This window comes from Desulfosalsimonas sp. (genome assembly GCF_055149105.1).
The window spans coordinates 14,293-30,030 of sequence record NZ_JBSRLA010000027.1; the positions used below are offsets into that span (position 1 = coordinate 14,293).

At 56.8% G+C, this 15,738-nt stretch carries 13 protein-coding genes; 2 read left to right on the forward strand and 11 right to left on the reverse strand.

Annotated elements, in window-relative coordinates; genetic code table 11:
- Positions 1–2: 2 nt before the first annotated feature.
- A complete protein-coding gene (locus ACTCIA_RS08195; protein ID WP_463001322.1) occupies positions 3–1,529 on the reverse strand; it encodes an AMP-binding protein in 1,527 nt (508 codons plus the stop codon).
- Between the two features lie 273 nt (positions 1,530–1,802).
- Here ACTCIA_RS08195 and ACTCIA_RS08200 point away from each other — a divergent pair, with 273 nt between their 5' ends.
- Entirely contained in the window at positions 1,803–3,452 is a 1,650-nt protein-coding gene (locus ACTCIA_RS08200; RefSeq protein WP_463001323.1) for a fatty acid--CoA ligase, read from the forward strand.
- 64 nt (positions 3,453–3,516) lie between these two features.
- On the opposite strand, the gene ACTCIA_RS08205 is transcribed toward ACTCIA_RS08200, so the two are convergent.
- The 5 genes from ACTCIA_RS08205 to ACTCIA_RS08225 all read right to left on the reverse strand — a co-directional run bounded on the left by ACTCIA_RS08205 (position 3,517) and on the right by ACTCIA_RS08225 (position 8,708).
- Positions 3,517–4,728 (reverse strand): acetate/propionate family kinase, encoded by a 1,212-nt coding sequence (locus tag ACTCIA_RS08205; RefSeq protein ID WP_463001324.1) that lies wholly within the window; start codon positions 4,726–4,728, stop codon positions 3,517–3,519.
- Positions 4,725–5,018: a hypothetical protein gene (locus ACTCIA_RS08210; RefSeq protein WP_463001325.1), complete on the reverse strand. Its 294-nt coding sequence runs from the start codon at positions 5,016–5,018 to the stop codon at positions 4,725–4,727. The genes ACTCIA_RS08205 and ACTCIA_RS08210 overlap by 4 nt, the downstream gene beginning before the upstream one ends.
- 26 nt (positions 5,019–5,044) lie before the next feature.
- Positions 5,045–5,851 (reverse strand): SDR family oxidoreductase, encoded by an 807-nt coding sequence (locus tag ACTCIA_RS08215; protein WP_463001326.1) that lies wholly within the window; start codon positions 5,849–5,851, stop codon positions 5,045–5,047.
- A 186-nt stretch (positions 5,852–6,037) separates the two neighbouring features.
- Positions 6,038–6,994 carry a bile acid:sodium symporter family protein gene (locus ACTCIA_RS08220; RefSeq protein WP_463001327.1) on the reverse strand — a complete coding sequence of 319 codons (957 nt, stop codon included), beginning with the start codon at positions 6,992–6,994 and terminating at the stop codon, positions 6,038–6,040.
- A gap of 19 nt (positions 6,995–7,013) precedes the next feature.
- Complete coding sequence (locus ACTCIA_RS08225) at positions 7,014–8,708, reverse strand: thiamine pyrophosphate-binding protein (RefSeq protein ID WP_463001328.1); 1,695 nt, start codon at positions 8,706–8,708, stop codon at positions 7,014–7,016.
- A gap of 194 nt (positions 8,709–8,902) precedes the next feature.
- On the opposite strand from ACTCIA_RS08225, the gene ACTCIA_RS08230 reads away from it, so the two are divergent.
- The gene (locus ACTCIA_RS08230) at positions 8,903–9,622 is read left to right on the forward strand and encodes a sulfite exporter TauE/SafE family protein (RefSeq protein ID WP_463001329.1); all 720 of its coding nucleotides are present in this window, start codon (positions 8,903–8,905) and stop codon (positions 9,620–9,622) included.
- Here the strand turns inward: ACTCIA_RS08230 and ACTCIA_RS08235 are convergent.
- The 5 genes from ACTCIA_RS08235 to ACTCIA_RS08255 are packed head-to-tail and all read right to left on the reverse strand — an operon-like array spanning position 9,611 to position 15,726.
- A complete protein-coding gene (locus ACTCIA_RS08235; RefSeq protein ID WP_463001330.1) occupies positions 9,611–10,978 on the reverse strand; it encodes a sodium/glutamate symporter family protein in 1,368 nt (455 codons plus the stop codon). The genes ACTCIA_RS08230 and ACTCIA_RS08235 overlap by 12 nt on opposite strands.
- 15 nt (positions 10,979–10,993) lie before the next feature.
- A complete protein-coding gene (locus ACTCIA_RS08240; RefSeq protein WP_463001331.1) occupies positions 10,994–12,427 on the reverse strand; it encodes a pyridoxal phosphate-dependent decarboxylase family protein in 1,434 nt (477 codons plus the stop codon).
- Positions 12,428–12,480: 53 nt separating this feature from the next.
- Positions 12,481–14,211 carry a sulfoacetaldehyde acetyltransferase gene (gene xsc / locus ACTCIA_RS08245; protein ID WP_463001332.1) on the reverse strand — a complete coding sequence of 577 codons (1,731 nt, stop codon included), beginning with the start codon at positions 14,209–14,211 and terminating at the stop codon, positions 12,481–12,483.
- On the reverse strand, positions 14,198–14,842 hold the full coding sequence (locus tag ACTCIA_RS08250) for a TetR/AcrR family transcriptional regulator (protein WP_463001333.1): 645 nt from the start codon (positions 14,840–14,842) through the stop codon (positions 14,198–14,200). The genes xsc and ACTCIA_RS08250 overlap by 14 nt, the downstream gene beginning before the upstream one ends.
- 44 nt (positions 14,843–14,886) lie before the next feature.
- Entirely contained in the window at positions 14,887–15,726 is an 840-nt protein-coding gene (locus tag ACTCIA_RS08255; protein ID WP_463001334.1) for an SDR family NAD(P)-dependent oxidoreductase, read from the reverse strand.
- Between the last annotated feature and the right edge of the window lie 12 nt (positions 15,727–15,738).

Below are 15,738 nucleotides of genomic sequence, written 5' to 3' on the forward strand. Positions count from 1 at the left end.
CATCAATATTTTCCGCCGTGCTCATTTTTGACCTGATCCCTGTCGATTTCGCCCTTTCCGGTCTTGGGCAGGGCATCGACAAACACCACGGAGTGCGGCTTCTTGTACCGGGCGATCCGGGAGCCCACAAATTCGATCAGATCCTTTTCCTCTATGGTTTTACCGGACTGTGCCACGCACACGGCCAAAACCGCCTCGCCCCACTGCCGGTCGGGCACGCCGATAACACTGACCTCCGCAATGTCGGGGTGCTCCATGATCACGCCCTCGACCTCCGCGGGGTAGACGTTTTCCCCGCCCGGCTTGATCAGCTCTTTTTCCGGTTTTCGCTTTACATACCAAAGGTAGCCGTCTGCATCAAACCGGCCGATATCCCCGGTATGATGCCAGTTGCTGCGAAACGTATGCGCGGTGTCGGCCACCCGGTTCCAGTAACCGAGAAAAACAGAGGGGCCGCGCACGCAGATCTCGCCCTCCCCGCCGACGGCCACGGGCTGGTCATCGTCGTCAAACAGGGCCACCCGGGCAATGATGGTGGGCTTGCCCGCGCTTCCCGGCCGCTCGTTATACGGAGCCCAGGTCACGGCCATGGCCTCGGTCTGCCCAAATCCCGCACCGAATGAAACATTGGGCGCGATCCGGCTGAACTGCTCCAGGTTTTCGGACTGATCCAGCCCGCCCACGGTGCGCAGGCTCGAAAGATCAATGTTTCCGCCCAATTCCCGGTGCTTGTCGATCAGGCGCTCCAAAATCGGGGAAAAGTTAAAAAACGTGGTGCCTTTTTCCGATTCAATGCCTTTTAACACCTGCTCCGGATCAAAACGTTCAAAAATCACATTTTTCCCGCCTGCATGCATGACCGCCATGAGCCTGGCCAGCCCGGCAATATGGAAAAGGGGCAGAAGGCACATGTGGCAGGACTCCGGGCCAAACCCCTCGCTTGCGATTCGCTGAAAATTAATGGCACAGATGTTTCCCTGGCTTAGCAGCGCCCCGCGCGGCCGGCCCTCAACAGCCGCGGTATGAATGATAACAAAACCCGTGTCCGTGGTGATATCATTTTTATCCTCAGCACCGGGATCATCATACAGCGCGGAAAACGGCTCATAGCCGGCCGGCACATCCCCGCCGCCGATGGCATAATATTTTTCAATGCCGGTTTCAGACTTCAGCGCCAGCACCTGATCCCGGTAATCCGGGCCGGCAAACACGAACACAGGCGTGGCATCTTTCAGGACATATGCCACTTCGTCTGCGGAAAAACGCCAGTTTACCGGCACGACAATGGCGCCGATCTTTGCGGCAGCCCCGTAAAGAATCACGAACTCATCGCAATTGTGGGCCACTACGGCCAGTCGGTCGCCTTGACCAATGCCGGCACGCAAAAGCCCGGCTGCCAGGCTGTCGCACTTTTGCTTGAACGCCCTGTGTGTCAGACGGACGTCCTTATAAACAATTGCCTCCTGATCGGCATACAAAACTGCATTGCGGCAGATAAAATCATAAATGGTATAATCCCGAAGTCCCATCATTCCCCCTTGTTGCACAGCAAGTCATTTATGGCCCAATGATTTTCCGGATTTCCGCATCTGCGATCCAATGTTTTGTCTTGACCCGCAGGACGGATTCGATAGATTTATGGGATAATACATTGTTTTACCCCCCGAACGCAAGTCAAGCTTTCGATACGTGTGAATTCTGGTTTAAATTTATTTCAAAAAGGTTTACAGTGATTTTATTTTGTTCCCTGGTTTAACGTTTAACTGGTTTAACCTTTTTACTGACAGCGCAAGGAGGCATGCATGACGTTTCGAAAAATCGACCCCACCCCCTCGGCCTACAATTATCAGCTGCTGATCAAGCACATCCTGGAAACGCCCCTGATCTATTACCCGGACCGGGAAATCATCTACCGGGACTTAAACCGCTATACCTACCGGGACTTAAACAGAAGAATTCATCAACTGGCAAACACCCTGGCATCCCAGGGCGTGGGCCCGGGCAGCACCGTGGCGGTCATGGACTGGGACAGCCACCGCTACCTGGAATGTTTTTTTGCCGTTCCCATGATGGGTGCGGTGCTTCACACCATCAACATACGTCTTTCCCCTGAGCAGCTGATCTATACCATCAATCATGCCGAAGACGATGTCATTCTGGTAAATGAAGAATTCCTCCCGCTTCTCGAGTCGGTCAAGGACAAGTTCACCACCGTCAAAAAAATCCTTTTGATCAGCGACAGCGGCAAAAGCCCGGACACTTCGCTGACCATAGACGGCGAATACGAAGATCTGGTCAACAAGGCGGAAAAATCCTATGATTTTCCGGACTTTGACGAAAACACCATGGCCACCACCTTCTACACCACCGGAACCACCGGTCTGCCCAAGGGTGTTTTTTTCAGCCACCGGCAGCTGGTGATGCACACCTACGGCATGCTGGCCAACATGGCCGCATTCGAGTCCCAGGCGCCGATCAGCTCCAAAGACGTATACATGCCCATCACCCCCATGTTTCACGTGCATGCCTGGGGCGTTCCCTATGTCATGACCCTGCTGGGGGCCAAGCAGGTCTATCCCGGCCGCTACGAGCCGGAAATGCTGCTCAAGCTGCTGGTCTCGGAAAAAGTGACAATATCTCACTGCGTGCCCACCATCATGCACATGCTGGTCTCCAGCCCGGCCATCAAGAATTTTGATCTCACGGGCTGGAAAGTGATCATCGGCGGTTCGGCCCTGCCGCGGGGACTTTGCAAGGAAGCCCTGAAACTGGGTATTAACATCTATGCCGCCTACGGCATGTCCGAAACCTGTCCGCTGCTGACATCCGCGGTGCTCAAGCCCAAGATGATGGACTGGAGCGAGGACGAGCAGGTCAAGTACCGCTGCCGCACCGGACGTCCCGTGCCCAACGTGTACCTGCGGATCTGGGACCCCCAGGGCAACGCCCTGCCCCATGACGGCCAGTCCACCGGTGAGGTGGTGGTGCGCTCGCCGTGGCTGACCCAGGGCTACACCAAGGATGCGGAAAAAAGCGAGGAGCTCTGGCAGGGCGGATGGCTGCATACCGGGGATATCGGATACGTGGATAAAGAGGGATATCTGCAGATCACCGACCGGTTAAAGGACGTGATCAAAACCGGCGGGGAATGGATTTCCTCGCTGACCCTGGAAGACATCATCAGCCAGCACGAGGCTGTCAGCGAATCAGCCGCCATCGGTGTGCCCGACGAAAAATGGGGCGAGCGGCCCCTGGTGCTGGTGGTGGTCAAAGACAGCCACAAGGACAAGGTGACTGAAGACGAGCTGCGCGACTTTTTCATGAAGTTTGTGGACGCCGGGGAAATTCCCAAGTACGGCGTGCCCAACCGGGTGCAGATCGTTGATGAAATTCCCAAGACCAGCGTTGGCAAAATCAACAAAAAAGACATCCGGACCCAGTTTACTTCCTGATTTTCACGAAAGAACCCGAACCTGTCAACACGGCCGCCTGCACAACAGCGGCAGGCGGCCGTGTTTATCCGGCGGCAAGCCGATAGACTGACCGGGCGATCATGCGCTCTTCGTCTGCGGCGATCACCAGCAGTTTTGCGCGGCTGGTTTCCGCGCTGATGCAGGCGGCAGCGCCGGCGGCAGCCTGGTTTTTTTCCGGGTCCAAAACCAGGCCAAGGGGCTCCAGGGTTGAAAACACCGCCTGGCGCACCCGCCAGGCTTTTTCTCCGATCCCGCCTGTAAACACAATGGCATCCGCCCTGCCGAGGGTGAACAAATAAGCTCCCAGATATTTGCGCAGCACGTGGACAAACATGTCAAAGGCAAGCTTTGCACGTGGGTTTCCCCTGTCCATTTCCGCCACGATCTCACGCATGTCCCGGCTGACGCCGCTGACGCCCAGAAGGCCGCTTCCGGTGTTTAACACATTTAAAATACCGGGCACATCCATACCGGTTTTCTCCATAATATAGGGAAACACGGCCGGGTCGAAATTGCCCGATCGGGTACCCATCATCAGCCCTTCCAACGGGGTGAAGCCCATGCTCGTATCCACCACCCGGCCCCTGTCAAGGGCGGTGATGCTGCTGCCGTTGCCCAGATGGGCCGCGATGATTTTCAGATCTTCCAAAGGCCGGCCCACAAGCCGGCTTGTCTCGCCTGCCACGTATTCATAGGAAATGCCGTGAAAGCCGTATCTGCGGATGGCATATTTCCGTGACCACTCCAGGGGGACCGGATAAAGCCGGGCATGATCGGGCATATCATGGGAAAAGGCCGTATCAAAGCATGCGGCCATGGGAGTTTTGGGCAAAAGCTCCGCACAGGCCCGGATGCACATAACATTGATTGGAAGGTGCAGGGGCGCAAGTTCGGAAAGGCTTTCCAGGTCCTCAATGACATCCTCCCGGAGCATCACTGGAGAAACAAATCGGCTGCCCCCGTGCACCACCCGGTGCCCGATCAGGTCCACGGCGGTTTGCCGCCCCGGCGTTGCCGGATCTGATGCAGAAAGGACCTCAAAAAACCGCCGGACCGCAGCGGCATGGTCCCGGCATTCAAAGGTCTGCCGGACTTCATCTTCCTGTGCACTGCGGTAAGTGAGCACGGCCTTTTTCCCGGCGTTTCCGATACCGATGCCCTCCACCTGCCCCGAGGCCAGAAGGCGCTGCTCCGGCATGGCAAAAAGTTTGTATTTTACCGAGGAACTGCCGCTGTTGATCACCAGTACGTTCATTTTTCTTCCCATGTTTCTGCTGATCGGCTGCAGCCGGACCAACAGGGGTCTTTTTCGGCCGTATCAATCCGGCGGCAGGCAAACCAGGGCTTTTGCGCCTTCATGTGGCAATGCCGCACCGGGCACCACCGGATGGGGTCGCTGTCAGGCACCCGGATCGCCGGGTTTTTTGCGCACTGATTCTGCCGCACCCACTGCTCGGCGGCCTTCCTTGAATCGGCAATACCGGCGTAATAAGTGGTTTTGCCGATGCAATGCATATAACCGTAGATCAGCTCATATGAATTCATTGACAGATATCTCGGATCGGATCGGTTTACTGCAGTTCATCGACAAACTGCCGGATCATCTGGCGCTCATAAAAGCCCGGGGCCAGACGGCTCACCCAGTAGCCCAGTTTGCCCATAAAGGTGAGTACAAGCAGGGGCTTTTTCCGGCAGGCGCCCTGAAAGATGGCTTCTGCGGCGCTTTGGGGCGTATGCTGGCGCCCCACAAAACTCTGGGGCCGGTTTGTAACGCGGCCGTCGGCCCCCAAAGCCCGGTCCTGGAGGTTGGTTCGGATAAAACCGGGGCATACGATCATGACCTGGACGCCGAGATGGCGCACTTCCGCCCGCAGAGAGGTAAACAGGCCGTGCAGGGCGTGTTTGCTGGCGCTGTAGCCGGTACGGCCCACCAGGGGAGCCACGCCGGCAATGCTTTCATTGACAATGATCATGCCCTGTCGGGCAATGATGCTGTCAATGGCGGCCTTGGTGCAGTACAGGGCCCCGAAAAAGTTGACCGCCATGACCCGGCAAAACACATCCACCCGGGTGTCGGCAAACCGGCTGCGCTGAGTGATGCCCGCATTGTTAAACAGCACATCAATGCCTCCGGTCTGCCGGATCACGGATTTGACAGCAGCCTCGCAGTCGCTTTGCCGGGTCACGTCGCAGGCCGCTGTCAATATCTCATAGCCGGCTACCCGGAATTCCTTTTCCCTGAGGGCCAGATTCTGTTCATCCATATCCAGCAGCACGCACCGGGCGCCGGCTTCTGCAAACCGCCGGGCTGTGGCCAGACCAATTCCGCTGGCACCGCCTGTGACCACCACCACCTTGTTTTTGAAATTTCGTTTCAACAAAACCGTTCCTTTTCTTGTCTCAATTCATGATGGCACCGTAAAAAGTCTGATTTCAGATGGTGCCGTAAAAAGTTCAAGATCAAGACTTGCGCAATTTCGAAGAATGCAGCGTAGTTATCCGTACGTGAAATTCTGAGAAATTGCGCGTAACGCAGATATTGGACTTTTTACGGCGCCATCAATTCATGACAGCCGGCAAGCCTCGGGGTCCGTGGCCGCCTCGCCCGGCGGCAGGGGAATGCGGGTGAAAATAAACGCCGTGGCCAGCCCGGCAATGATATGCCAGACCCCCCACCAGGCCACCACAATGGCCATGCCGCCCAGGCCCTCGAAAAAATTGAAAACCAGCACAAGACCCAGAGCCGAATTCTGGATGCCCACCTCGATGCACACCGCCCTGGCATCGGCCTGCCCGAGCCCCGCAACCCGGCCGGTCCAGTATCCCAGATTCAGGGCCAGGGCATTATGGATGAACACGGCAAACATCACCATCCCCACGTAGGCGATAAAATACTTCCAGTTGGCGGCCAGGGCTCCGCACACAATGAGGATGAAAAAAACCAGGGCAAAAATCTTAAACGGGCGGCGCACCCGGTCGGCAAGCCCCGGAAAGGTGCGGGTGAGGACCTGCCCCAGAATCAGGGGGATGCCCAGGATCACAAAGACCGTGACAAACACGTCAATGGGGCTCAGGCTCACAGCCCGCAGGATTTCCGCGGTTTCTGGATTCAGGCTGCCCCAGAGCGACAGGTTCAGGGGGGTCATGAAAATAGCGGCTATGGTGGAAATGGCGGTCATGGTGATGGACACGGCGCAGTTTCCCTTGGCCAGATAGGTCATGATGTTCGACAGGTTGCCGCCCGGACACGAGGCCACCAGGATCATACCCAGGGCCATGGAGGGCAGGGGCTTCAGTATCCAGACCAGCAGAAATGTAAAGGCCGGCAACAGGATAAACTGCGCTGCAAGCCCGATACCCGGCGCCAGGGGCGCGACCAGGATCCGCTTGAAATCTTCCAGCTTCAGATCCAGGGAAACGCCCAGCATCATCAGCCCGATGGCCGCATTGATGACCATGAGCCCCTGGGGACTGAAATTGAGCCGCACCTGGTCAATCTGACCCATTACCGAAGGATCCATGTTTCCCCCTTTATCCTGCTTAGGCTTTATAGGCCCCCACATTGGCCAGGGCCATGCTGCCCGGGCTTACGGTGGTGGGATCGGTCATCACATTGATGCAGCAAACCTTGCCGGATGCAAACGCATCTTCAAGGGCCGGCCGGATATCAGCCGGCGATTCCACCAGATACCCCCTGCCGCCGATGGCTTCGACCATTTTATGATAATTGACCGGGCCGATATAGGTGCCGGCCTCAATGGCATGGCCGATTCGGATCTCCTGGCTGTGGCGGATCATTCCCCAGCCCAGATCATTTGAAATCACTGCCACCACGGCCAGGTTCTTGCGGATCAGGTTTTCAAATTCCATGAAATTAAACCCGATGCTGCCGTCTCCGGAAATCAGCAGCACCCGGCTGTCGGGATAGCGCAGTTTGGCGGCCCCGGCATAGGCCAGGCCCACACCAAGGGATCCGAATATGCCATAATCCAAATACCGGCCCGGGGCATTGATCCGCCGGGTCATTCCCATCCAGGTGGTGGTGTCTCCGCCGTCTGCGGCCACCACATCTTCAGGCCTGTTCATGAATTCATCGATCTCCCGGGCCAGGCGAAGCGGATGGATGGGTACGTGATCCGATGACCAGTCGCCCAGGACCTGTTTTTTGCCGTCTTCATGGGCCTGGTTCAGCTTTTCGATCCAGGGGGAAAACCGGTTTTTCAGGGTGTCTGACAGGTTCTGTTCCGAAATCATCCGGATGCAGGACGTAAGATAGGCCTTCAGGTCGCTGACCACCGGCAGATCCACTTTTCGGTTCCGCCCGATCTCCTCGCCGCTGATGTCCACCTGCACAACCCGGGCAGCCGGATTGAACACGTCGCCAAACATGTAATACAGACAAATGCGGGTGCCCAGCAGGATCACCAGGTCGGTCTCGATATAGGCGGCAAAAGCGCAGCCCGGTCGGATGGCCAGCGCCCCTTCAAAGCAAAGGGGATGGTCGTCTGCAATGGTGCCCCGGCCGGTCAAAGAAGTAAATACAGGCATCCCGGTCTGCTCGATAAACTCCTTGAGTTCGGCTTCAGCACCGGACTGCCATGCGCCGGATCCGGCAATGACCACCGGGTTTTCAGCCTGCTGAATCATTTCCAGCATTCCGGCGGCCGCATCCGTGTCTGCGGCTCTGGAGCAGACGTCAGTGACCGGTGTTCTGATGCTGTCGCGATCCACCTGGGCGTTTAACATGTCCACGGGAAACTCCAGATAGACCGGCCCGGGCCGCCCGCTTGAGGCGGTGCGGAATGCCAGGTCCACGTATTCAAAGATTCGCTCCGGCTTCTGACACACCAAACTTTTCTTGACCATCGGTGCAATCACGGCCTGCTGGGGCATATCCTGAAGATCCAGTTTTTCCTTGCAGTCCAGGCCCACACAGCCGGCAATCAGCACCATAGGCGTATTGGAAAAATAGGCGCTGGCAACCGCGGTCAGGGCATTGGTAAAGCCCGGGCCGGCCGTGACCATGGCCACTGCCGGAGTGCGCGTCATTTTGCCCCAGGCCTCTGCCATAAAAACGGCGGCCTGTTCATGGCGGGTGTCGTAAAGCGTGATATCCGAATTCTCAAGGTACTGATAGATGGGGGTGATATGCCCGCCGCTCAAAGTAAAAATGTATTTGACGTTTCTGGCAATCAGGGCTTCGGCCGCAAGCTGGCCGCCGGCAACAAGGGACATGGCTGACTCCTTTCAAAAAATTTATAGAATACCATTCTAAAATTGATTATTATTTTATTTTTGATAAACTGTCAATAGTCAAAAATAAAAGACCTGAATAAAAGACCTGGATCACTGCCCGGGATTGCGCGTCCGGGCCGGGCATGATATAGGGGGCGCCATTGTGATTTCATGAAAGGAAGGCTTCGGCCATAATGCCTGACATCATCTACCTGCAGCTCATTGCATTTCTCGGGGGCCTGGTCCAGGGCCTGACCGGATTCGGGGTCATGCTGGTGGCCCTGCCCCTGATGGCCTTTTTTATTGACATCAAGACCGCCATTCCGCTGATCGTGCTGTTTGGCATGCTCATCAACCTGATTTTGATCTTTCAGCTCTCCGGCCATTTTGCCTCCCGCAAATGGCTGCCCATGCTCATTGCTTCTGTCCCGGGCATCCCCCTGGGCGTCTGGCTGCACAAATCCGTGTCCCAGCGCCCCCTGGAAGTTCTGGTGGGCGTGGTGCTGATCATCACCACGGCCAACACCTGGCTGAGGATTCGGCCGAAAAACACCTTAAGCCGGCTATGGGCATGGACCGCCGGGTTTGCCGCAGGCATCCTGGCCGGCAGCATCGGCACCTCGGGACCGCCCGTGGTAATCTACACATCCCTCCAACCCTGGACCAAGTCTGAAATCAAGGCGACCCTGGTGGCTTTTTTCATGCTCAACGGCACAGGCGTGGTGGGGTTTTACCTGTTTCACGGCTTTTTTACCGGCCTGGTCCTGGAAATATTTGCATGGTGCATGCTCCCCCTGATACTGGGCGTGGCCGCCGGAAGCCGGCTTTACGGGCGGATTGATGATGAGACCTACCGCAGCGCCGTGATCTGGCTGCTGGGGGTCCTCGGGGTGCTGATGCTCCTAAAGGGGTGAATCCGGAGAACTCCGCCAGAGCCGCCGGCTCCAGAGGACCACCCCTGCGACCAAAAGTACTGCCAGCAGCACCAGACAGACCGATGTCAGGCGCCAGTGCCACCAGAGGGGCACATTGAGAAACAAGGTGAGTCCGCCCACCACCGGCACGGAGAAAATGTTCATAAACCCGATCTCCCTGGCCACCGGTGTTTCAAATTCCGGATCCACGATGCGAAGCAAAAGCAACCCCGAAGAAACCGTTCCCGTGACCACCCCGTACATGGCCACTGTGCGCTCCAGCTGATAATTGGACAGGCGACGGCCGAAAACCACCACCGCAGCCGTTGTCAAAATGCCGGCTGCCAAAGCCATGACCGCTATGGGCACCCCGTACCGGCCGGCCACCACCAGTTCGATGCCGCAGCCCGTGGCCACGATCAGGTAATCCACGGCCGTTCCGGTAATGCGCCGCTGCAGGGGCGCATCCATGAGGCGGGCCATGCCTGCTGCGCCAAAAAGTACGCGAAGCATAATGGCCACCACCAGGCCGAACAAAAAGAAAAACCCCCATAAAATTGCGCCCACATCTTCCGGCACCAGCCGGGTCAAACCAGAGAGCAGAAACCAGGTCAAAACATAGGCCAGCCCGATCTGGGCCAGGTGAAAGGCCAGGCAGTCCACCGTGGCACTGTGGGTGGTCAGGTGCCCGGCCGGCTGGAGATTTCCGCCCTTTGGCAAAATGCCCCGGAGAAAAAACCGATCCGGCGTTTTTTTGAAAAAGCGGTTTTTCCGAACCCCCAGGTTGGCCATGGGCACGCCGACAAAAAATGCAAAAAAGAAACCAATGGTGGCAAAACTCAGCCCGATGGTGGAGGCATCCGCAAAACCGGCCGTTTCCCACACCCGGCCGATGGAAAGGGCCTGGCCCGGCCCCTCGTTAAAGGCCAGGGGCACCAGAAAACCAAAGGTTTCAAACAGAGATGTTCCAAAAAGGGCAAATACAAGGACCAGCAAGCCGCCGGCCAGCGCCTGCAGGGAAAAGGTGGCGGCCTGAAGCACGGCCATCCAGACCGATCCGCGCAGGATGGTTTTTGAATGGCTGCCGCCGGCAGCAGCAGTTGCCGGCGGGGTCAGGCCCACGGAAATAAAGGAGATATTGAAAAAATGGTAGGCAAAGGCCTTGATCAGGTCCGGATCATAACCGAATTCCACGGCATTGACAGCCCCAAAGCCCAAAAGACCCCCGATCAGGCTGGCCGGAAACAAAAGCTTCTGGAAAATGCTGAGCCGGGCCCGCAACAGCACGCCGCAGAGCAGCAGCACGGAAAAAAAACCAAACATCAAAACGGCGTCAAAGGCAAACGGAGGCGTCATGGGCTTGTCTCCGGCTTACGGGTGAAAAAAACGGTTGGTCACCTCCAACAGCATCTTTTCCCGCATCTCCGGGTCCATGGCATCCAGGACCTCGTTGATTGGGGCCATGCGCTCGGGCATTGCTCCGCCCGCCACCCCGGCAAGGGCCAGCAGGTCCCCGGCGTTTTCCAAAAACGCCTGCCGGCCGGAGGCGTCCATCATTTTTTGCACTTCTTTGACAAGGGTTCCGGAAGGCAGTTTTTTGGCCGCTTCCACGCTTTTGTTCAGATCGGCCACAAACGCATCCTCCCGGCCCGCATTGGACAGGTTGATGGAAAGATGGATGTTGGCGCAAGTCCCCTGAAAAGAAAAAGAGGGCTGGATGTACCAGCCCCGGATGCGCATTTCATCAATGATATGGAATATATTGACGTTATCTGATGAAAACGACAGCAGGGTCATCTCCGGATCACCCAAAATATAGAGATCCCCGGCGGCCTCAATGCCCTGCCGGATCCGTTGGGTGGCCGCCATTTTTTTTTGCGCAAAAGAGAGGTAATTTTCATCGCCCACATAGCGGAGCACCGCCCATGCCGCGGCCAGGGGCCCCCCGCTTTTGGTGCTCTGCACTGTTGGATTGATCATGGTATAGCCCAGCCACCGGGAGAAGGCAAACATCTGATACTTTCGCAGCTCAGGGTTGCGATAAAGCACCACCGACGCCCCCTTTGGCGTATAGGCATACTTATGCAGGTCAACAGACAAAGAGCTGACACCGGGCAAAACAAAATCAAAATCCGGTACATCGCGGCCCAGGCGTCTGAAATATGGCAGCAGAAAACCGCCCATGCAGGCATCGGTGTGAAACCAGATGCCGCGTTCTTCGGCCAGGGCTGAAAGTTCGGCTATGGGATCAATGACCCCCTGGGTATAGGAAGGCGCCGATCCGGCCATGAAAATGGTTTCTGCCGTGATGCACCGACGGGTTTCTTCCACGTCGGCCCTGAATGTCTTCGGATCCACGGGCACGGTCACGGCTTTTACGCCAAAATAATGGGCCGCCTTATGAAAAGCCGCATGGGCCGTTGACGGCAAAATCATTTCCGGATTTTCGATCTCCGGCTTGTGCTCCCGGAAATAATCCCGGGCCGCCTTGACTGCCAAAAGGATACTCTCGGTGCCGCCGGAAGTGAAATTGCCCGCCACCTGATCGTTTCCCCGCAAATGGCGGCGTATCATCGCCACCAGGTCGTTTTCCAGGCGCAGCAGGCTCGGATAGACCGTGAAATCCAGGGCATTCTCCGTTAAAAACCGGTTGTAAACCTCTTTTCCAAAGGCCAGGATGTCGGCTCCGGGGTCAAACACATATCCAAACACCCGGCCCGAGGTCCAGTCCACATCGTCTTTTTTGTATTCGGTCAATTGATCGAAAATCGCGTCCCGATCCATTCCTGCTGAAGGAATCTGCATGCCGCCTCCTTTTCCCGGGTTCCGCCTTTCGCCTGTTTTGCCGGGTAGATGATTTACCCGGCGTTTAGGTGCCTGTATTTATCCAGATAGCGCACCGGCGGTTTCAACGCATCCCTTCGAAACGGTTCTGCCAGAACTTTTTCTCCGCCATGGATTCTGGCATCGATCACGCAGGGCTTTTCCGAAGCCACGGCACTGGCCACGGCATCTTTGACCTCTTCCGGTGTTTTCACCACATGGCCGTCTGCGCCCATATCTTTTGCAACCTGCGCAAAATCGGGATTCTCCCGCAGGTTGGCGCCCACAAACCGGTTGTCATAATAATCGATCTGGTTTTTCTTTTCCGCACCCCACTCGTAATTGTTGGCCACCACCGCAATCACCGGGATGTTTTCCCGCACTGCGGTCATGACCTCGGCAATGCCGGAAATCCCCCAGGCCCCGTCGCCCTGGAAGGCAAACGCCGGCTTGTCGGGCCGGCCGATTTTGGCGCCCATTGCAGCCCCGTAGGCAAACCCGCAGTTGCCCCAGCTCAGGGCGGAAATGTGCTGACGGATATCTGAAAATTGAAAATATGCGTTGCACATGGAAGAGGTGTTGCCGATATCCGTGGCCACAATGGAACCTTTGGGCATGGATTCAGACAGGGCTTTTAAAAATGCCCGGGGATGCATGGGAGAGGTCTCAGCACTTGACCAGGATTCGAGTTCCTCGGCCCACCGGGCCTTTTCCCGGGCAATTTCCGCCACTCTGACCGGGGCCTCGGCCGGTTTTCCCATGGCCGCCTTGACAGCCGTCAGCAGGTCTGCGGCATAGTCTTTGACATCAGCGGCGCTTGCCACATCCACCTTTTTGCTCAGACCCAGCACCCGTGCATTGGCATCCACCTGGATGATCCGGGCATTTTTGGGCCAGTAGTCGATATCGTACTGGGGAAGGGTTCCAAAGGGTCCGAGGCGGCAGCCCAGGGCCAGCACCACGTCGGCTTTGGAAAGAATCCGCATGGCGGCCTTGGAGCCGCAGTATCCGATGGGACCGGTTGCCAGGGGGTGATCTGCGGGAAACGAATCATTGTGCAGGTAAGAATTGACCACAGGGGCCTGCAGGTATTCGGCCAGGGCTTGGGTTTCGGCCAGGGCGTCCCCCTGACTGACCCCGCCGCCGGCAATGATCACCGGGTAATTTGCCCCTGCCAGCAGCTTTGACGCCTCTGCCAGGGCCGCACGCGATCCCGGACCACGGGATATTTCAAGAGACGGATAAACCTCATCTTCGAGCTCGCCGTAAAAATAATCCCTGGGGATATTTAACTGGGTGGGACCGTTTTCCAGTTTGGCCATGTAAAAGGCCCTTCTGGCCAGCTCGGCCATTCGCTCGGGCCGGTTGACACGCACCTGCCAGACGGTCTGCTCGGAAAACCATGCCATCTGATCCAGTTCCTGGAAACCGCCGGTGCCGATTCCCATGGAGCCGGTTTCCGGGGTGATGGCCACCACCGGAGAATGGGCCCAGTAGGCCGCGGTAATGGCGGAAACAAAATTGGCCGCACCCGGGCCGTTCTGGGCAATACAGGCCTGGGGCCGGCCCGTGACCCGGGCCAGGCCGTCTGCGGCATGGGCGGCGGCCTGTTCATGGGCAACGGATACAAAACGGATGCCCGCGGCCGGAAAAAGATCCAGGGCGTCCATGTAGGCGGAGCCCACAATACCGAACACGGTTTCCACGCCTTCTGCTGCCAGGGTTTCCACCAATGCTTCGCTGGGTGTCATCTTATTTGTTGTCATCTCTAACCTCCCTGAATTTTATGCTTTCAATGAGTTTATCAACACTGTATTGAAAAAACTGAAAATAATCGTCGGATTCGATAATGATTCCCTGTAGTTTCCGGATCTGCACCAGCCCGTGCAAGGAAGACCAGAAAAACACGGCAAAATTGTTTGGACAGGGCTCATCAAAAACCTTTAGGGCATTTCCCTGCCGGATGATGCCGGCAATTTGCTCCAGGATCAAAAGCCCCTTGGAGCCGATGGTCCGGTTGACATCCTCGGAGAAAAAGACCTGGGGCGAGGAAAGAAAATAATTGATCACGTCAAAATAGTCTTTGTGCGCCCGGCTGAACTGGTAATACGCCTCTGCGCCTTTTTGAAGCTGAACACGGGGATCGGCTACGCCTTCGGTTTCAGAAACCAGGTAAGTATGCAGGATCTCCAGGCCCTCCTGCTGCAGGGAGGCAAAAATTTCAGCCTTGTTGGTGAAATAAAAATAAATGGAGCCGATGGAAAGCTCCGCCTTTTTCGAAATCTTGTTCACAGACGTGCGGGAAAACCCTTCTTTTAAAAGCAGGGCCCTTGCGGCGTTTAAGATCTGGGTGCGTCGCTGCATTTTCTCCCGCTGCCTTCGTTCCTTTTGTCCCATTTTCTGCTTTTTATCTTTATTGGTTGAGCCGACAGCAACCCGGGTCACAATTCCATGAGCTGGCCGCCGGTGATGTTCATTGCCTGGCCGGTAATATAAGAAGATGCCCCTGACGCCAGAAATGCGGCCAGATCGGCCACTTCGGCCGGCTCTCCGATGCGGCCCAGGGGAATGGTGGCACACATTTCCTTCTGCCGCTGCTCGGCCGTGGTGTTGAAAAACTGCGCTTCAAGCTCAAAGCGCCACTTTTCGATATCGGTCATGATCTGCCCCGGACAGATGGCGTTGACCCGAATGCCGGCACCGGCCAGTTCCTTTGCCATGGTCTTGGTGAGCATGATTACCCCGGCCTTGGCCGCGGCATAGGCGGAATTAAACAAGGGCGGCACCTTGCCCGCCCTTGAGGCGATATTGACGATGCATCCGCCGCCTGCCTGCCGCATTTCCGGAATCACGGCCTTTGACACCCGGAACACCCCGTTGAGGTTCACGTCAATGGTTTTGACCCAGGCGGCCTCGTCATAATTTTCAACGTCGCTTGGCACGCCAAAGGAGGCTCCGGCATTGTTGCATAAAATTTCAATACCCCCGAACTCCCTGACCACGGAGGCCACCATCTGCGAAATGGACCCGGAATCGGTGACATCCACGCTCAGAGCCCGGCAGCGCACCTTGAAATCATCTGCAATCTGTTTTTCAATGTCCTGCATCTGCTCGGAGGTGGCCGTGCTGACCTGGCTCTGGTCCGGCTGAGCCCGGCCCAGATCGGCCACCACGATATTGGCCCCGCAGGCCGCCAGCTTGGCGGCAATAGCATATCCAATGCCGGTTTTTTTCCCGGCCCCGGTCACAATAGCGGTCCTGCCTTTCAGATCCGGATACATGGCACCTCGCAT